The organism is Nonomuraea sp. NPDC049129, from assembly GCF_040648495.1.
Taxonomy (GTDB): domain Bacteria; phylum Actinomycetota; class Actinomycetes; order Streptosporangiales; family Streptosporangiaceae; genus Nonomuraea.
Genome location: NZ_JBEZDU010000002.1, coordinates 532861 through 550521 on the forward strand (window position 1 = coordinate 532861; position 17661 = coordinate 550521).

General features: G+C 69.4%; 18 protein-coding genes. 12 read left to right on the plus strand and 6 right to left on the minus strand.

The annotated features are described in order from the left end of the window. The first annotated feature begins 119 nt into the window (after positions 1-119). Positions 120-635 (plus strand): MarR family transcriptional regulator, encoded by a 516-nt coding sequence (locus tag AB0B64_RS07500; protein ID WP_357941180.1) that lies wholly within the window; start codon positions 120-122, stop codon positions 633-635. A 174-nt stretch (positions 636-809) separates the two neighbouring features. On the opposite strand, the gene AB0B64_RS07505 is transcribed toward AB0B64_RS07500, so the two are convergent. Beyond that, positions 810-1547, minus strand: coding sequence for a hypothetical protein (locus AB0B64_RS07505; protein ID WP_358175427.1), 738 nt, complete (start codon positions 1545-1547; stop codon positions 810-812). Between the two features lie 83 nt (positions 1548-1630). On the opposite strand from AB0B64_RS07505, the gene AB0B64_RS07510 reads away from it, so the two are divergent. Further along, a complete protein-coding gene (locus AB0B64_RS07510; RefSeq protein WP_358175430.1) occupies positions 1631-2392 on the plus strand; it encodes a class I SAM-dependent methyltransferase in 762 nt (253 codons plus the stop codon). Between the two features lie 128 nt (positions 2393-2520). Continuing rightward, a complete protein-coding gene (locus tag AB0B64_RS07515; RefSeq protein WP_357941186.1) occupies positions 2521-3429 on the plus strand; it encodes a MerR family transcriptional regulator in 909 nt (302 codons plus the stop codon). 4 nt (positions 3430-3433) lie between these two features. Here AB0B64_RS07515 and cydB read toward each other — a convergent pair whose 3' ends face one another. The 3 genes from cydB to AB0B64_RS07530 form a co-directional block, all read right to left on the minus strand. Next, complete coding sequence (gene cydB, locus AB0B64_RS07520) at positions 3434-4321, minus strand: cytochrome d ubiquinol oxidase subunit II (protein WP_357941188.1); 888 nt, start codon at positions 4319-4321, stop codon at positions 3434-3436. Between the two features lies 1 nt (position 4322). Next, positions 4323-5666 (minus strand): cytochrome ubiquinol oxidase subunit I, encoded by a 1344-nt coding sequence (locus tag AB0B64_RS07525; RefSeq protein WP_358175433.1) that lies wholly within the window; start codon positions 5664-5666, stop codon positions 4323-4325. A 144-nt stretch (positions 5667-5810) separates the two neighbouring features. Beyond that, positions 5811-6749: a polysaccharide deacetylase family protein gene (locus tag AB0B64_RS07530; protein WP_358175436.1), complete on the minus strand. Its 939-nt coding sequence runs from the start codon at positions 6747-6749 to the stop codon at positions 5811-5813. A gap of 174 nt (positions 6750-6923) precedes the next feature. Between AB0B64_RS07530 and tnpA the strand changes: the two genes are divergently transcribed. From tnpA to AB0B64_RS07555, 5 genes are all read left to right on the plus strand, one after another. Then, on the plus strand, positions 6924-7322 hold the full coding sequence (tnpA, locus tag AB0B64_RS07535) for an IS200/IS605 family transposase (protein ID WP_358175439.1): 399 nt from the start codon (positions 6924-6926) through the stop codon (positions 7320-7322). A gap of 6 nt (positions 7323-7328) precedes the next feature. Next, positions 7329-8618 (plus strand): transposase, encoded by a 1290-nt coding sequence (locus AB0B64_RS07540; RefSeq protein ID WP_358175442.1) that lies wholly within the window; start codon positions 7329-7331, stop codon positions 8616-8618. Positions 8619-8696: 78 nt separating this feature from the next. Beyond that, the gene (locus AB0B64_RS07545; RefSeq protein WP_357941199.1) at positions 8697-9389 is read left to right on the plus strand and encodes a carbon monoxide dehydrogenase subunit G; all 693 of its coding nucleotides are present in this window, start codon (positions 8697-8699) and stop codon (positions 9387-9389) included. A 136-nt stretch (positions 9390-9525) separates the two neighbouring features. Next, entirely contained in the window at positions 9526-10422 is an 897-nt protein-coding gene (locus AB0B64_RS07550; RefSeq protein ID WP_357941201.1) for a hypothetical protein, read from the plus strand. 150 nt (positions 10423-10572) lie between these two features. Beyond that, positions 10573-11244, plus strand: a complete 672-nt coding sequence (locus AB0B64_RS07555; protein WP_358175445.1) for a DsbA family oxidoreductase — start codon at positions 10573-10575, stop codon at positions 11242-11244. 32 nt (positions 11245-11276) lie between these two features. Here AB0B64_RS07555 and AB0B64_RS07560 read toward each other — a convergent pair whose 3' ends face one another. Continuing rightward, a complete protein-coding gene (locus AB0B64_RS07560) occupies positions 11277-12146 on the minus strand; it encodes an LLM class flavin-dependent oxidoreductase (RefSeq protein ID WP_358175448.1) in 870 nt (289 codons plus the stop codon). A gap of 59 nt (positions 12147-12205) precedes the next feature. Between AB0B64_RS07560 and AB0B64_RS07565 the strand changes: the two genes are divergently transcribed. Then, entirely contained in the window at positions 12206-12610 is a 405-nt protein-coding gene (locus tag AB0B64_RS07565; RefSeq protein WP_357941207.1) for a MarR family transcriptional regulator, read from the plus strand. A 107-nt stretch (positions 12611-12717) separates the two neighbouring features. On the opposite strand, the gene AB0B64_RS07570 is transcribed toward AB0B64_RS07565, so the two are convergent. Then, a complete protein-coding gene (locus AB0B64_RS07570) occupies positions 12718-13353 on the minus strand; it encodes a thymidine kinase (protein ID WP_357941209.1) in 636 nt (211 codons plus the stop codon). Positions 13354-13429: 76 nt separating this feature from the next. Here AB0B64_RS07570 and AB0B64_RS07575 point away from each other — a divergent pair, with 76 nt between their 5' ends. From AB0B64_RS07575 to AB0B64_RS07585, 3 genes are read left to right on the plus strand one after another with little or no spacing between them, the layout of a single operon-like run. Further along, positions 13430-13801, plus strand: coding sequence for a hypothetical protein (locus AB0B64_RS07575; protein WP_357941211.1), 372 nt, complete (start codon positions 13430-13432; stop codon positions 13799-13801). Between the two features lie 6 nt (positions 13802-13807). Then, positions 13808-15814: a hydantoinase/oxoprolinase family protein gene (locus AB0B64_RS07580; RefSeq protein WP_358175450.1), complete on the plus strand. Its 2007-nt coding sequence runs from the start codon at positions 13808-13810 to the stop codon at positions 15812-15814. Beyond that, entirely contained in the window at positions 15807-17615 is a 1809-nt protein-coding gene (locus AB0B64_RS07585; RefSeq protein ID WP_358175453.1) for a hydantoinase B/oxoprolinase family protein, read from the plus strand. Before AB0B64_RS07580 ends, AB0B64_RS07585 begins: the two co-directional genes overlap by 8 nt. The last annotated feature ends 46 nt before the right edge of the window (positions 17616-17661 follow it).

Sequence of the window (17661 nt, forward strand, 5' to 3'; positions counted from 1 at the left end):
GTTCACCGGGCAGAGAGCTGTTTCCCCTGGTTATCAAGTAACTTGTTATCAAGGTTCTTGATAGCGGTGTGGGAAACTTACATGGGGCCCGTTCTGACGGGGCGCGATATCGTCTCCTGGTGACCGATCCGGGTGTCCCCGCGGCCGCTGCGCCCGACGCACCGCCGCCCCGTGTGAGCTACCTGGTGTTCCGGCTGGAACGCCGCATCCGCGCCTGCCTGGATGAAGCGCTCGCCCGGCACGGCATGACGACCACCGGATACATGGCGCTCAGCGAGCTGCGCCTGCGCGACGCCCCATCCTCGGCCGACCTGGCCCGCATCGCCTTCGTCACCCCGCAGGCGATGAACCTGGTCATCCGCGATCTCGAGCAACGCGGCCTGATCCGCCGCGACCCGCATCCCCGTGGCGGCCGCGCTCTGCGCACCCGCCTTACCCCGAAGGGCCTGAGCACCCTCCGGAGATGTGACCGCTCCCTCGACAGCATCGAAGCCGTCATGCTCGCCGAGATCGACGACCCGGACCGCACGACACTCGCGGAAACGCTCACGCTGTGCGCCCGAGCCCTCCACCCGGACACGCGGGCCGTGACCCCAGCCCCGCACGGGATGAACTGGGAGAACAGCTCCACGTAGGTGTCGGAGATGTAGTGGTAGGCGATTCCGCCGAATCCAGTTGTCAGTCCTCGATATCCCTGGCGGGATGCCCGTTCCGGACTGAAAATCGGGGTGGTTGCCCGCCGACGTCGTAGGTGCTTGACCCGTTGAGGTCGTTTGTTGGTCGGACGCCGGAGCCGCGTCATGGGCCCTTCACTGTGCTTCGAGCACGCGGATGAGATTCGCTCCGTCCTGGCGGCTCTTGCGGGCAGCCTGTGCAGGGTCCTCGCGCGTAATGACGGCAGGAGAAACGACATGCTGGAGGAAATCAAAGACCGCGAGGAGATCATCGGACGGATCGCGGCGCTGGACATCGGCAAGCCTCCGAGCTCGACACCAAGAGGCCGTGTCGTAGCCGTAGACCACCAGCGCGTGTCCCCCGCCTGCCGCCCAGCTGACCCCGGCGTAGAAGGGACGCTCGACGTCGATCTGGCCCTTGAGGGCGGTCCAGCTGATCGAGGTCTCGATGACCTCGCCGGGCCAGTAGAAGCCGCGTCTTTCCAGTGCGTGCTGTACGCGATACGGGTTACCGGCGTCATTGGGCAGACTCCGGTAACCGGATAGTCCTTGGCCAGGTTGCAGAACGCGTAAGGCGACACGTAGTCGCCGTGGTTGGCGGCGATGGTCGCGCCCGCAGCGGCCCAGCACCAGCTCGTCTTCTCCCGGTGCTGCGTCGTGATGTAGAGCACGTGCTGGGTCGACGCGGTTCTCGACGTCGCCGAGGCCGGAGTGACTGAACTGGCCAGGCACAATCCGGCTGCCACGAGCGCCGGAATGGCGCGTGGCAAGTTTCTTGGCATGCGATTCTCCTTTCGGTTCCTGTTGAACGGGGAATTCGGTCGCGTCGGACCCTGCGGAGAAGCTCCTGTCTTCGTCCCGGATGGAGCCCAACCTCCCCGAAATCAGAAGGAAAGCCGCTGAATTTCCGGCTAGAAATCCCGTGTGAGGAGAAATGCCGGGGTAGGTTCGGGAGCGTGCTGAGACGAATCAACTACGACGACCGCCAGCACCTGGTGTACGCCCGTGGCCGAGCGCTGCCTCCCGACGTCGTCGCCGCCTGGATGGCGGAATTCGCCCGGCACGCGCCGTCCCGGCGGCCACTGACGGTCCTGGACCTGGGCAGCGGTACCGGCCGGTTCTCCCCGGCCCTCGCCGACACCTTCGGCGGCCCGGTGTACGGCGTTGAGCCCTCCGTCCGGATGCGTCAGGTAGCGGCGAACATCTCCGCCCACCCGTCGGTCAGCTATCTCGAGGGCGCCGCCGACGAGATCCCGCTGCCCGGCAACGCCTGTGACCTGACCCTGCTCTACCTGGTGATCCACCACATCCAGGACCTACCGGCGGCGGCCGCGGAGATCGCTCGCGTGCTGGCCCCAGATGGCCGGGTGCTCATCCGCAACGCCTTCGCCGATCGGTCGCCCAACCCGCTGTGGCACCGCTGGTTTCCACGCGCCCGGACCATCGAGGAAGAGGCCTTTCCCACCGTCGCCGAAGTGGCGGCGGCCTTCGCCACGGTCAACCTGCGCCCGGTCGCCCTCACCTCGGTTCGGCACCGTCTCGCGGCCGGCCGTGCCGACTACGCCGCGCGACTGCGGCTGCGCGCCAGTTCGATCTTCGACCACATGACGGAGCGGGAAATCACCGAGGGCTTCGCCGCGCTGGACGCCGACCTCGCCACGCGTCCCGACGCCGGCCCCGTCGAGGAAGACTGCGACCTGCTCGTCCTGGCCGGCTGAGATCGCACCGGAAGGCGCCCTCTTCCGGTGCGGCTACCTACCGTCGGATCAAGCCGCTGCCGGGCTGAGGCGAGAACGTGTGCCGTATCGCTTGAGGTTCCAGTGGGTGGAAGGTGCAGAGTCGAGCCATGAGCGATGCGACCGATCTGTACACGATTGGGCAGCTGGCCCAGCGCACCGGGCTGCAGGCGCGCACGATCCGCTTCTGGTCCGACAGTGGCGTTGTCCCACCGGCCCACAGGTCGAGCGGGGGATACCGGCTTTATGACGCGGAGGCGGTCGCACGGCTGGACCTGGTCCGGACCCTTCGCGATCTCGGGCTCAGTCTTGATGCCATCCAGCAGATCGTGGAAAAGCGGGTCGCACTGCGGGAACTTGCGCAGACCCACGTCAAAGCCCTCGACGCGGAGATCCGCACCTTGAAGGTACGGCGTGCCGTCCTGCACGTTCTCGCCCAACGTGACAGCACCACAGAGGAGATCACCTTGATGCATGCGCTAGCCCGATTGTCGGCGCGGGAACGCCAGCAGATCATCGACGAGTTCGTTGACGGGGCATTCGCCGACATCCTCGACGAGGACGCCGCTCTCGTCGCGGACTGGATGCGTGACATCCCCGCCGACCTTCCCGAGGATCCGACAGCCGAGCAGGTGAACGCCTGGATAGAGCTGGCCGAGCTGGTCGCCGACGAGAGCTTCCAGCGGACGGTACGGCAGCTGGTCCTGAGCGGCCGGCAGGACAATCGCCTCGAGTTCGGCCTCAACCTCCGGCCCCTGGTCCTTGAGCACGCGGCCGCCGCCCTGGAGAAGGGGATCCCGCCGGAGTCGCCAGGCGCGAGGGCGACGCTTGACCGGATCATCCCCGTGGACCTCCCCGCCGACGAAACCGCCTCCCTGACGGACTGGCTGGGACTGGTCGCCGAGCCCAGGGTGGAGCGGTATTGGCAGCTTCTCCAGCTCCTCCAGGGCCTGCCGCCGGATCCGCCGGCGGTCCCGGCCTTCCAATGGCTGCTCACCGCGCTGTGCACTCACCGCTGATCCTTCAGTGCGTCAGCGCCACCCGCTTGCGGAACACCCAGTAGGTCCAGCCCTGGTACACCAGTACGAACGGCAGCGTGATCAGCCCGATCCAGCTGAGCATCGTCAGCGTGTAGGGCCCCGAGGCCGCGTCCGTCAGCGTGATGCCTGGTAGCGGGGCCCATCGGAGCTCGGCGAAGACCGCCACCGAGGCCAGGGCGATGGCGCCGGCGGTGGCGGTGAAGGCCCAGCCTTCCCTGCGGCGGTACGTCAGCGCCGCCCCGGCGGCCAGCGCCGCCATGGAGATCAGGGCGGGGATCGAGCCCAGGCTGGACAGGGCCGCCGCGGCCAGCGGCAGGACCACGGCGCTCGCGGCCAGGGCGACCGCGCGGGCGCGCCGTCGTACGGGGCCGTCGGTCTTGAGGGACAGGAAGACGGCGCCATGGAGTACGCAGGTCGCCAGGGTGAACAGGCCGCCCACGAGCGCCGCGAGAGCGCTGTCGAAGAGCACGTCGGCGAAGATCGCGCCCCACAGGAACGCCGGGAGAGCGCTGCCCGCCACGATGCCCAGGTCGCACCAGAGCGTATTGGTCACCTTGCCGCGCCACTCCAGGCCGACGCCGCGCACGATCAGGCCCACCAGGATGAGCACGACCGGGAGATAGAAGGCGCTGAACATCCCGGCGTACCAGGCGGGGAAGGCGGCGAACATGGCGCCGACCGCGGTGATCAGCCACACCTCGTTGCCGTCCCAGACCGGGCCGATCGTCTCCAGGCTCTGCCGGTGCTGCTCCGGACCCCTGCTCACGAACGGCGCCAGCAGGCCCACACCGAAGTCGAAGCCCTCCAGCACGAAGTAGCCGGTCCAGAGGAAGGCGATGATGACGAACCACAGGTTGACCACTGTCTCCACCTCAGTACATCAGCGACGGCTGGAGTCGCTCGGTCGCGGGGACGGGCTCCGTCTGCTCGGGGCCCTTGCGTACGTGCCTGGTCAGGAGTACGGCCTCGGCCACCGCGAGCCCGCCGTACAGGAGCGTGAAGATCGTGAGTGAGGTGGCCACCTCGGCGAGGCTCACGCCGGGGGACACGCTCGCGGCCGTGAGCAGTTCGCCCGTCACCGTCCACGGCTGGCGGCCTATCTCGCTCAGCAGCCAGCCGGAGATCATCGCGAGGAACGGCAGCGGCAGGGCCAGCACCATGATCCGGGCCAGCCAGGGGGGCAACTCGCGCCTGCGGCGGGTGAGCCAGAGGCCGAGCACCGACAGCGCCACCGTGGTCAGGCCGAAGACGATCATCACCCGGAACGACCAGAACACCACGGTCTGGTCGGGCCGGTAGTCGCCGGGGCCGAACTGCTGCTCGAGCCGGGCCTGCAGGTCCTCGGTGCCCTGGACGGTGGCGGTGGGGTCGTGGCTGGCGAGGAGGCTGAGGAGGCTGGGGATCTCGACACCGGGGACGATGGAGAACGGGGCTCCGGCGGTGTCGTGCTGGAGGCCCTCGGCGGCGGCGAGCTTCATCGGCTGCTGCTCGTACAGCAGCCGGGCCGAGGTGTCGCCGGTGCCCGCGACGACGGCGCCGGCCAGTGCGGTCATGACCAGCGCGGCCCGGGCGGCGCTGCGCCACATGGGGGCCTTCGTCCTCAGCAGCCAGTAGCCGCAGACCGCCAGTACGAACCCGCCCGCCACGATGAAGGCGGCGCCGACGACGTGCGGCACCTGGGCGATCGCGGTGGGGTTGGTGAGCACCGCCCACAGATCGGTCATCCTGGCCCGGCCGTCGACCACCTCGTAGCCGACCGGGTGCTTCATCCAGGCGTTGGCCGCGAGGATGAAATACGCGGACAAGTTAGAGCCGATGGCGGCGGCCCAGATACACGCCAGGTGGACCCTTTTTGGCAGCCGCTCCCAGCCGAAGATCCACAGCCCCAGGAACGTGGACTCCATGAAGAACGCCAGCAACGCCTCCATCGCCAGGGGAGCCCCGAACACGTCGCCGACGAAGGTCGAGTATTCGCTCCAGTTCATGCCGAACTGGAACTCCTGCACGATGCCGGTGACCACGCCCATGGCGAAGTTGATCAGGAACAGCTTGCCGAAGAACTTCGTCAGCCGGAGGTACTGCTCCTTCCCCGTCCGGTGCCAGGCGGTCTGGAGGCCGGCCACGAAGACGCCCAGGCCGATCGTCAACGGTACGAACAGAAAGTGGTAAACGGTGGTCACCCCGAACTGCCACCGCGCGAGATCGAGCGCGTCCATCTTCCCCCCACCGGGTGCTTAGCTCTACAAGCTGTAGTGCATCTACTTAAAGTAGTACTACAGCTCGTAGAGCACGGCTATGCGATCTTTGTCACAAGCCCGCGGATCGGTGGTCCCACGATGGCGTACGGGGGCCGGCGGGGCTCAGCGGGCGGTGGCGGCGTCCAGGTACGCCTGAAGGTTGCCCAGCTCGAAGCCCCGGCGCTTGATCTTGTCGACCAGGATGCGGAAGTCTCTGGCCAGGTTCGGGCGGAAGTGCAGCAGCAGGATGTCGCCGGGGCGCAGGCGCTTGTCGGGCACCTGGTAGGCGATCTTGCCGCCCGGTTGCACCGTGGCCGTCCAGAGCAGTACCGACTTCAGGCCGCAGTTCTTGGCGGCCCTGAGCGTGTCGGTGTTGTAGTTGCCGAACGGCGGCCTGAACAGCGTCGGCCTGGTCCCCAGCTGCCTCCTGATGATGGTGGAGGAGCCGCAGATCTCCCGTCGCTGGGCGTCGTAGCCGAGGAGGCGGAGGTTCGGGTGGGTGAGGGTGTGGTTCTCGACGGGTACGTGGGCGTCACGTAGCGAGCGGAAATATCCCCATTTCCCGGCTCCTACGAAGCGGCCGGGCCCGCCGGCCGGGTCGGGCGTGCCCTTGGCCTCCACCGCGTCCCGCATGGCGAACGCCGTGATCGGGATGCGCTGGTCGCGTACCTGCTGGACGAAGCCGGGATCCTGTTCCCAGCCGTCGTCGATGGTCAGGAAGACGACCTTGCGCTTGGTGGGGATGGAGCTGATCACCGGAGGTAAGGAGCCCGTGGCCTGGATCTCCCTTACTTCGCCGCGTCGGGGCACCGCACCGGGCGGTCCGTCGAGCGGCCGCGTGGTCGCGTCGGACCTTTGGGCGGCAGGGGTGGCCGTGCTGCCCGGGGTGGCGCCGGTGGTGTCGCCTCCTGGGCCGTCCGCCGTACCGCTTGACCCGCCGTTGGCCGCGCAGCCGGCCAGCAGGACCGCGACCGCCGCCACGGCGGCAACGCGGACGGGCCGCGCCACAGGGGTCATATCGCCCACTCGGGCCGCTCGTGCCATATCGGCAACGATCGTCATGTTTTGTCCCCCGGCTCGCCCCTCGCACACCGGTCCCATCCTGCCAGTCTTGATCGCCAGGCGGGCGCATCCGATCGGTGATCTAGGGCGCGGACCCCTGGCTTTAGCCTTGGCGGTGAGCCCTTCTGTCGAATCTTTGAGCGGTAGATAGGTCGCTGCTGTATATTGATCCATGTGGCCGTGACCTTGCGCGCGAACAGCGATATCGCCTTCCAGTGCGCCTTCCACGTGGTGTGGTGTCCCAAGTACCGCAGGCGGGTGCTGGGCGGAGGGATCGAGGAACGACTCAAGCAGCTCATCGGCGAGGTGGTCGAGGAGAAGGGGGCGTGGCTGGTGGACGTGGAGGTCGTGCCTGACCACGTGCGGCTGCTGGTCGAGGTGGATCCCCAGCTCGGGATCCACAAGCTGGTCAAGGCCATCAAGGGCCGCTCTTCTCGCGTCCTGCGTCAGGAGTTCCCGAGCCTGAAGTCGAAGCTGCCGACGCTGTGGACCAACTCCTACTTCGTGGCCACCGTCGGCGCGGCGCCCCCGGAGGTCGTCAAGCGGTACGTCGAGAACCAGAAGAACCGGTGATCGCGGATGCTGACCGGACGTAAGTACCGCCTGGATCTGACTGCCGGCCAGGCGGAGTTCGCCGAGCGGATCGGCGGCGCATGCCGCAGCGTGTGGAACACCGCGCTGGAGCAGCGCCGCACCTACCGGCGACGCGGCGCGTTGATCGGCTACCACGAGCAGGCCCGCCAGCTCGCCGAGGCCAAGCGGGAGTTCGCGTGGCTGGGCGAGGCGCCCGGCCATTGCCTTCAGCAGACGTTGATCGATCTGGACCAGGCGTGTTCCCGGCACGGCACGTGGAAGGTCGGCTGGAAGTCCAAGGTCAAGAATCCGCCGTCGTTCCGGTTTCCTGAGGGCGCCAAGATCGCCATCGAGCGGTTGAACCGGCGCCGGGCGCGGGCGAAACTGCCCAAGCTCGGCTGGGTCCGCTTCCGCATCACCCGCCCGCTGGGCGGCAGGGTCAAGAACGCCACCGTCAGCCGGGACGGCAAGCACTGGCACATCAGTTTCCTCGTCGAAGACGGTGTGATCACACCCTGGCGGCACGCCAGCCCGGGCAGTGCGGTCGGTGTCGACCGGGGTGTGGTCAAGGTCGTGACCCGCTCGGACGGGCGTTTCCACCATCAGGTGTTCGCCCGCGATCGGGAGGCCGGGCACGCCAAGAAGCTCCAGCGGGACTTCGCCCGGACTACCCAGGGATCGGCCCGGCGCAGGAGAGCCGCCGCGCGGGTCGCCGAGCTGGCGCGGAAGATCCGCCGTCGCCGGGAGGACTTCGCCGCCAAGACCGCCTGCATCCTGGCCGCGAGCTTCGAACTGGTGGTGTTCGAGGCGCTGGCGACCAGGAACATGGCCGCCCGTGTCGCGCCCCGGCCGGATCCCGAACGGCCGGGCGTTTTCCTGCCTAACGGGGCCGCGGGCAAGTCCGGCTTGAACCGCAGCATTCTGGACAAGGGCTGGCATCGGATCGAACTGGCCACCCGGAGCAAGGCCCGGTACACGGGCACCAACGTGATCACTGTCAATCCGGCGTACACGAGTCAGACGTGCAACGTGTGCACGGTGGTGGATCGCAAGTCCCGCGAGAGTCAAGCGGTCTTCCGGTGCACCTCGTGCGGACACACCGAGCACGCCGACGTGAACGCCGCCAAGAACATCCTCACCGCCGGGAGGGCGGAGCACGCACAACCCAGACCGGGTGTGCGGGTTGGGGCGCGCAAACCACGCAACCGCGTGGGCCGGAAGGCGAACCGCCAAGCAACAGCAGCCCAGGCCACCGCGCAGCCGGAGCCCGAGCTGGCTGGAATCCCCCGACTTTAGTCGTGGGGAGCGCTTCAAAAGGGCAACACTCGCCAGACGGATCCCTAGAGTGGCGATGTGAAGGTGGCAGGTAGCGCCATGATCGGCGTTGAGAGGCATCGCGTGTGGGACGCGCTTCAGGATCCGGCGGTGCTGGTACGCACCATCCCCGGCTGTGAGCGCCTGGAGGAGACGGGGCCGGACACGTACCGGATGACGGTGACGGCGGGGGTCGCCTCCATCAAGGGCGTCTACCAGGGCGAGGTGTCGCTGTCCGAACCGTCGGCGCCGGAGAGCTTCGTGCTGCGGGCGCGCGGCCAGGGCGCGCCGGGGACGGTGGAGGCCACGGTGCTCGTACGGCTCAGCGAGGTCGACGGGGGGACCCGCGTCGACTACGACGCCGACGCGGTCGTCGGCGGGATGATCGGCGGGGTGGGGCAGCGCATGCTCGGCTCGGTGGCCAAGAGGACGGCGGGGGAGTTCTTCGCGGCCGTCGAGGACCATTTGCGCCTCCCGGAGGGTCCGTTGCTCGCCCCGGACGGTACGGGGGTGGACGAGTTGGCCGCCCGGCGAGCCGCGATGGCGCGTACGGCCGACGAGGTCGCGGAGGGGCGTCGGGCGCCCGCCGTGTACGAACGGCCGTCCGGCGTGTACGAGCGCCCGCCCAAGAGCCACACCGAGACGAGGCCTTGGGTGATGCTGGCGTCGTTCGGCATGGGAGCGGGCATCGCGCTGACCGGCGTCGCCGTGGGCTGGCTGTTCGGCCGGGCAGGCCGCCGTCCACGCCGCTGACGGTCGCCTGCGATCGAGGGCGGTCGTGCCCTCGGACCGCCCGCTGTCCGAGGGCGGTCGATGTCGTCAAACGGGCTGCTCATGAGCGCGGATCTGGCCTCTCGCGGAAAAGGATCTCCAGGCGTAGCGTGGCTATATGCGGCAGGCACATGCTGAAGACGCACGAACCGAGGCCCGGCGAATCATCCGCAACCTACTTGGAGAGGAGCGCCCGACCGCCGAGGCGCTGATCGGCGACGCGCGCTCCGTGCTCGGCGACGCGCGGCTCGGCCGCTGCCTGAGCCTGGCGCTCGGCGCGTCTCTCACCAGGCGGTCCGCCGAGCTGGCCGCCATCGCCGCGTTGCTGGTCGGGGCGCGGGAGCTGGGTGAGGAGTGGTGGACGCGGCCCAGGGGCGGCAAGTTGCCCGCGCCCGACGAGGTGCTGCGTACGGCCGTCGCGATCGAGCCGTGGACCGACCTGACCGCCCTGGAGATGCTCGCCGCCTGGATCTCCGACGACGCGGCCGACCAGCTGTGGGGCCAGCCCGTCGCCCAGGTGGACCTCAACTCGTGGCAGGCCGAGGACCGCTTCGACCTGCCGGACGGGGCGAAGCCGGGGCAGCGGCTCGTCGTCCACTTCGACGCCGGAGGGCGGCTCGACGCGGTGGTCACCCGGCGGCCCGACGAGGACCTGGGGTCGAACCTCGACTTCCACTCGCTGCGCTACTCGCGTCCCGCCGAGGCCCAGTGGAGCTGGGGAGTGGCGGCCGGGCTCGGACCGCACCGGCTGCCGGACGAGGATCCCGACCCGTACGCCCGTGAGGTACCCGGCACCGCCGTCGGCATCCTGCGCGCCTGGGCGCTACGGCACGGCGCCACCCGCGAGCAACTGGGCGAGCGGTGGCAGACGGTCGGCGACGTGGTGGCGGCCATCGAGCGGGTCGACTGGATGTGGCGCAGCGGGGAGTGGTTCGGCTGGTGGCGCGGCGCCTCCGCCCTGGTGGACGACTCGGCGTACCTCCCGTACCGGCTGGAGGAACTGGCGGCCGGGTGACCGGCCCGGCGGGGAGCGGGCCAGCGGGGGAGCGGCCGGACAAGGCCGCGCGCATCCGGCCAAGGCCGTGCGGGAGTACGGACAAGGCCGCGCACACATACGGCCCAGGCCGGCGGAATGGGGTCGGGGTCGTAGAGGTTGTGGTCGAGCGTGAAAGTCGAGATATTTTCGGACATCGTCTGCCCCTGGTGCTACATCGGCCACACCCGCTTCGGCCGAGCGGCAGACCGCTTCCGCGCCAAGGGCGGCACCGTGGACATCACCATGCGCCCGTTCCAGCTGAACCCGGACGCCCCCGCCGAAGGCGAACCGCTGCTTCCGTCCCTGGAGCGGAAGTTCGGCGGGAACGTCGCGCAGATGACCTCCCATGTCACCACCGTCGCCGCGGAAGAGGGACTGGACCTGCGCTTCTCGCAGGCGATCAGCGCGAACACGTTCGAGGCGCACCGGCTGGTCGAACTCGCCACCCGGCAGGGGCGCGGGCTGGAGGCGGTCGATCGGCTGTTCCACGCGCACTTCACCGACGGGCTCAACGTCGGTGACCAGTACGTGCTCACGAAGCTGGCCGCCGAACTGGGCGTGGAGCACCCGCCGGGTGAGGGCGCGCAGGAGGTAAGCGAGCAGCTCGGCCGGGCGCGGGCGCTGGGGATAACCGGTGTGCCGCTGTTCCTGTTCGAGGGGCAGTTCGCGGTGTCGGGAGCGCAGCCGGCGGAGACGTTCGACGCCGCTCTCGACGAGGTGGCGGCCCGCACCGGCCAGACCCCGGTGACCATCCTCGCGCCCCCGGCCGACGGCTGCGACGACGGCTATTGCGCCGTTTGAGGGAAGGTGGCGGCTGCTGCGCCGCCTAACGGCTACCGCGCCGTGTGAGCGATGATCTCTTCGGCCAGCCATTCGGCCACGTTCGCCGGGCCGGGCAGGCGGACGCCGAGGACGAAGTGGGTCAGGCCGGCGTCCGCGAGCTCGCGGATCGCTGACCGGGCGGCGGCGGGGTCTTCGGTGGAGACGACGAGTTGGGTCGAGCGGGTGATCTCCGCCGGATCGCGGCCGATGGCGGCGCACTTCTCGTCGAGCACCTTGTTCCGTTCCCGGATGAACTCGATCGTGTTGTGCGGCGGCCCCGGTACGTTCCAGATGTCGGCGTGCTCGGCCACCACCCCGAGCGTCCTGTCGCCCCACCCGCCGATCAGCAGCGGCGGCGGGACGGCCGGCTTCGGCGAGCAGACCACCTCGCGCAACTGGTAGTAGCGGCCGTCGAAGTCGAAGCGGTCCTCGGTCCACATCCGCTTGATGATCGCGCACGACTCGGCCAGCCGGGCCACGCCCTCACCGGGTGAGGCGATGTGCAGGCCGTACGCGTTGTACTCCCTGGGTACGAGCGTGTCGCCCGGCTGGTGCGTGCCGCCGACGCCGAGGCCGAGGACCAGCCGGCCGGGCGCGATGGCGTCCACGGTCGCCGCGATCTTGGCGAGTACGGCCGGCGGCCGGGTGAGGTTGCTCGTCACCATGAGCCCCAGTTGGAGCCGGGAGGTCCGCGCGGCCAGGGCGGCGAGCATCGTCCAGCCCTCGTGGATCGGCGCGTCCACCGGCCCGAACAGCGGCAGCATGTGGTCCCAGAGCCACGCGTGCTCGATGGCGGGGACCGCGTCGGCCTGCTGCCAGGTTCGCAGCAGCGTGTCGTACGTGACGCCGACAGGGACGGTCTTCATTCCGAAGCTCAGCATATGACAGCTCCACTGATTGTCAGCTCTACTGACGATTAGGCTAGTGCGAGAATCGGGAGGTGTCGAGACGCCGCCTTGGATACCTGCTGAAGCACGCCAACCTGCGCCTGGCCCAGCACACCGGCCCGGCCCTGGAGCCGTACGGCGTCGACGGCCGCGAGCTCGCGGTGCTCAACGTGCTCGACTCGGCCGATCCGCTGTCCCAGCAGGAGGCCGCGACGCGGCTGCGGATCGACAGGACGACGATGGTCGCGATGATCGACACGCTGGAGGGCAAGAAGCTGGTCAGCCGTCGGCCGCATCCGGCCGACCGGCGCAAGAACATGGTCGAGCTGACCCCGCGTGGGCGCGACACGCTGCGCGACGGGGGTCAGGCCGTGGACGAGGCGGAGCGGGCGTTCCTGGCGAAGCTGACGCCTGAGGACGCGGCCCGCCTCAGAGAGCTGCTCGACAAGCTGATCTAGGCTCGGGCTGGGGTCCTTAGGGTGGGATACCCCCTCCGGGGGAGCGAGGGTAGACGGTCTGTCGTGGCTGGGGCCCCTTTAAGGGCCGTGGAAGAAGGTGGCCAGGCTCAGGCAGTGCCCTCGCCCAGGAGGCCCGCGCGGTGGTGGCGGCGGCAGAGGACCTGGTAGCGGACCGGGGACGCGTCCGTGTCGCCGATCACGACCTGCTCGCCCGTACGGACCAGCTCCCCGCCCACGATCCGCCCGTTGAGCTGGCCGGGGCGCCCGCACCAGCACAGCACCTCGACCTGCAACCGGCACACCTCGTCCGCCAGCTCGAACAGCCGCTGCGCCGCCGGGAACATCACGGATCTGAAGTCCGAGGCCAGCCCGAAGGCGTAGACGTCGATGCCGTGGTCGTCCACCAGGTCGGCGAGCTGCTCGATCTGGTCGACGGTGTAGAAGCAGACCTCGTCGCAGATCAGGTAGTCGATCCTGTCGTGGCCGGTCACGAGCGTCACCAGGTCGAGGGAGTCCACGACCTCGATGGCGTCCAGGCCGAGCCCTATCCTGCTGGTGACCTGGGGTCCGCCCGAGCGGTCGTGCTTGGTCAGGACCAGCCCGCGCCGGCCCTGGCGGCCGTGGTTGTAGTTCATCTGCAGCGCGAGCGTGGACTTCCCGCAGTCCATGGGACCGAAGTAGAACTTCAGTACGGCATCACGGGCGCCGGACGGGACGGCGGACAGGGCAAACGTGTCGGTCACAGGGGGCCACCTTAGCGGCTTGGCTTGTTACCTGACCTCGTGGGAGATTTCTCCCCTGGAGTTATCAGGAGGAACCGTGGTCACAGAGAAGCCCCCTTCGCTCGACGCGATGATGACGACCGACGACCTCACGGCGGCGCAGGCCGACGCCACGAGGTGGCGGTACGGCTTCCTTGTGGTCGTGGTGGGGATCGTCGCGGTGCTGGTGGCCTTCGGGGCCGCCGTGTTCGCCACGAAGGAGTTCGCGGCGTTGTTCGCGGGCGTGGCCGGGGTGGTGGGTACGATCATCGGCGCCTACTTCGGCGTGCAGGCAGGGCAGTCGGGTAAGGCCAGGGTCGAGGCCGAACTTGCCAGGTCACAGGAGCTAGTGGTGCGCTTGGCCGCCTATGTTGGCACTGAGAACGCGCCCCGGGTCATCGATGAAGTGCTCGGCCGGCGCCGAAGCTGAGGAGCCATGCGTAGCGTCCGTATTGGAGTCGACACCGGGGGCACGTTCACCGACGTGGTGGCCGTGGACGACCAGACCGGTGAGATCGTCACCACCAAAACCCCCTCGACCCCCGCGAACCCGGCCGACGGGTTTGTCAGGGGCATCGAGAAGCTGGGGCCGCTCGACGCGAGTTCCGTCGTGCACGGCACCACTGTGGCCACCAATCAACTGCTCGAGGACCGGATCGCGAACCTGGGGTTCATCACGACCGAGGGCTTCGAGTTCATCCTGGAGATAGCCAGGCAGAGCGTGCCCGACGGCTATGGCAACTCCTACTTCTGGGTCAAACCACCGCGGATCGTCCCGATCCACCTGGTCAAGACCGTCGGGGGGCGGCTGGACCACACCGGTGCCGAGGTGCGCCCGTTCGCCGAGGAGCAGGCCGCCGAGGTGGCCCGCTGGTTCAAGGCCAAGGGCGTCACCGCGATCGGCGTGTGCTTCCTGCACTCGTACGCCAATCCGGACCACGAGCGGCGCATGCGGGACGTACTGGCCCGTGAGCACCCCGAGGCGATCGTCTCGCTGTCGAGCGACGTGCTGCGCGAATACCGCGAGTACGAGCGGTCGGTCACCACGCTCGTGGACGCGGCGGTCAAGCCGACGATGCGCCGCTACCTGGCCAACCTGTCGGCCCGGCTCGGCATGCCGTTCTCGGTGATGAAGTCCAACGGCGGCGTGCTGTCGGCCCGCGAGGTCGTCAACCAGCCGATCACCACGGTGCTGTCGGGGCCCGCGGCCGGGGCGCTGGGCGCGGCGCTCATCGCCTCCACGGCGGGACACCCGTCGGTGATCACCCTGGACGGCGGCGGCACGTCCACCGACGTCTCGGTGGTGATCGACGGCGAGCCGTCCATCACCACCGAGGGCGTCATCGGCCGCTACCCGTGCAAGATCCCGATGATCGACATCGTCACAGTCGGCGCGGGCGGCGGCTCGATCGCCTGGATCTCGCCCGAGGGCACGCTGAAGGTCGGCCCCAAGTCGGCCGGGGCCGATCCCGGACCGCTCTGCTACGGCAGGGGCGGCACCGAGGTGACGGTCACCGACGCGCACGTCTTCCTCGGCCGCATCCCGCCGCACCTGCTCGGCGGGGAGATCCCGCTCGACGTGGCGGCCGCGCGCACCGGCATCCAGGCGCTGGCCGACAAGCTCGGGCTCAGCGCCGAGCGGACCGCGACGGGCATCCTGGAGATCAGCGCGTTCAACCAGAGCAACGCCATCCGCCAGCTCACCGTCAAGCGCGGGCTCGACGTGCGGGACTTCCCGCTGGTGACGTTCGGCGGCTCGGGGCCGCTGCTGGCCTGCCGGCTGATCGACATCCTGGGACTGCCCGCGGTGGTCGTCCCGCCCGATCCGGGCAACGTCTCGGCGTTCGGCCTGCTCACGGTGGACGTCAAGAACGACTACGTCCGTACGCACGTCACCCGCGACCTGTCACCGGCGACGGCCGGGGAGATCTTCCGCGAGCTGGAGGGCGAGGCGGCGCAGGCGCTCGACCGGGAGGGCTTCGACGAGCCGGTCTACGCCCGCAGCGCCGACCTGCGTTACTACGGTCAGGCGTACGAGGTGCGCGTGGCCGCCCCGGCGGGCGAGGTGGACGAGGAGTGGCGCCGGGAGGTGCTGGACCGCTTCCACCAGGCGCACGAGAAGCTCTACGGCTACGGCTACCGCGACGACGAGCGGCACGGCGTCGAATGGGTCAACCTGCGCGTCTCCGGCATCGGTCCCATCACCCGCCCGGCCATCCGCCGCAGGGAGCCCGGCGCCGGTGAGCGGCCCGCGGCGGCGACCAGGAGCGTGCACTTCGACTCGGCCGCCGACACGCCGATCCACCAGCGGTCCGACCTGGACCCGGGCACCGTGGTCGAGGGTCCGGCGGTCATCGAGGAGTACGGCTCGACGATCCCCATCCATCCCGGCTTCACCGCCCAGGTGGACGACTACGGCAACGTGGAGGTGCGGCGTGGCTGACCCGATTCTCGTCGAGATCGTCGAGGGCACCCTGGCCTCCGTGGAGAAGGAGGTCGAGACCGCGATCGCGCGTACGGCCCGCTCGCCGATGATCCGCGACGCGCACGACTTCCGCGCGGGCATCCACGACGCGCGGCTGCGCAAGCTGACCGGCCGCTCCTACAGCGCGCTCGTCCAGCCGATCGTCCGCGACTTCCCGATCGAGGAGATGAACCCCGGCGACGTCTTCTTCCACAACGACGTCTACCTGTCAGAAGGCGGGATCGGCCACCTGCCCGATCTGTGCGTCACCGTCCCGGTCTTCCACGAGGGCTCTGTGGTGGCCTTCGTGCAGGCGTTCGGGCACCACGACGACATCGGCGGCTCCGTGCCCGGCTCGATGCCCTCGCACGCGCGCAGCGTGTACGAGGAGGGGCTGATGGTCCCGCCGATCAAGCTGTGGGACGCGGGCGTGCCCAACGAGGCCGCGCTGCGCATCATGACCCGCAACTCGCGCATGCCCGACTCCCTCGCGGGCGACCTCGACGCCGAGTGCTCGGCCTGCCTCATGGGGGCGCGCCGCCTGGGCGAGCTGTTCGACAGGTACGGCCGGGCCGAGGTCGAGGCGTGCTTCGACGCGATCATCGGCAAGACGACGGAGACGTTCCGGCGCGAGCTGCTGGCCAAGATCCCCGAGGGCACCTACACCTGGGAGGACTACGCCGAGCACGACGGCGTGGACGAGCCGCGGCTGCACGCCCAGCGGATCACGCTCACCGTCGACCACGCGGCGGACGCCCCGCTGAAGATCGACTTCACCGGCACGTCACCGCAGGCCAAGGGGCCGATCAACCACGCGGGCGACTACGCCGACGGGGTGTTCCTGAAGAAGTGGCTGGCCCCCATCCTGCGCAACCTCGCCGACACCCCGGAGCGCATGGCCGAGCTGGACGTCAACGAGGGCGTCGTCCCCCTGATCGAGATGGTCTTCCCGGAGAAGGGGACGCTACTCACCCCGATCTTCCCCGCGCCAACCAACGCGCGGACGTTCGTGATCCTGCGCCTGCTCGGCGTGCTCGCGGGCGTGCTGGCCAAGGCCACCGGCGGCCGCATGCCGGCCGACCAGGAGACGATCCGCTACACCGGCGTCCACGGCGCCCACGCCGACGGCGTGCCGTACCTGATGAGGGAGGTCCTCGGCGGCGGCTCCGGCGGGCGCTGGTACGCCGACGGCGAGGACACCATCCACGTGGTGCCCGACTCGCGCAACATCCCGGTGGAGTTCGCCGAGGCGCGCTGGCCGTTCCGGGTCGAGCGGCTGGCGCTGGCCTGCGACTCGGGCGGGCCGGGCATGTTCAGGGGCGGGCTCGGCTACGACAAGTACATCAGGATGCTCAGGGACGCCTCGTACATGTCGATCGCCGACCGGTCGATCCTGTCGTGCTGGGGCGTCAACGGCGGGCTGGCCGGGCGGCCGTTCCGGGTCGAGATCGCGGGCAAGGAGATGGAAGGCCTGGTGGACGACTACCAGGTGCAGGCGGGCGAGACCATCCGCATCCGCACCACCGGGGGCGGCGGCTGGGGCTCACCGTACGACCGGGACCCGCGCGCCGTGGCGGCGGACGTCCGCGACGGCAAGGTGTCCATCGCCGGCGCCCTGGGCGACTACGGCGTGGTGCTGGACGGCGACCGCATCGACGAGCAGGGCACCGCCCAGCTCCGCGCCAACCTGCGCCCGCCGGCGGGCCGCTTCTTCGACCGCGGCCCCGGCTACCCGAAGCTGTCGGGCGGCCGCTCCCACGCGGAGGTGGACGAGCTCTAGCGGATGCCATGATGGGCTCCATTTCCTGAGATTCCTTGAGATTTCC

What these genes read in the sequence shown, in the direction of transcription:
- AB0B64_RS07545 (WP_357941199.1), top strand. Translation starts at nt 8,697, where the DNA reads ATGATCGGCGTTGAGAGGCATCGCGTGTGGGACGCGCTTCAGGATCCG.
- AB0B64_RS07525 (WP_358175433.1), bottom strand. Translation starts at nt 5,666, where the DNA reads ATGGACGCGCTCGATCTCGCGCGGTGGCAGTTCGGGGTGACCACCGTT.
- AB0B64_RS07550 (WP_357941201.1), top strand. Translation starts at nt 9,526, where the DNA reads ATGCGGCAGGCACATGCTGAAGACGCACGAACCGAGGCCCGGCGAATC.
- AB0B64_RS07540 (WP_358175442.1), top strand. Translation starts at nt 7,329, where the DNA reads ATGCTGACCGGACGTAAGTACCGCCTGGATCTGACTGCCGGCCAGGCG.
- AB0B64_RS07515 (WP_357941186.1), top strand. Translation starts at nt 2,521, where the DNA reads ATGAGCGATGCGACCGATCTGTACACGATTGGGCAGCTGGCCCAGCGC.
- AB0B64_RS07530 (WP_358175436.1), bottom strand. Translation starts at nt 6,749, where the DNA reads ATGACGATCGTTGCCGATATGGCACGAGCGGCCCGAGTGGGCGATATG.
- AB0B64_RS07580 (WP_358175450.1), top strand. Translation starts at nt 13,808, where the DNA reads ATGCGTAGCGTCCGTATTGGAGTCGACACCGGGGGCACGTTCACCGAC.
- AB0B64_RS07560 (WP_358175448.1), bottom strand. Translation starts at nt 12,146, where the DNA reads ATGCTGAGCTTCGGAATGAAGACCGTCCCTGTCGGCGTCACGTACGAC.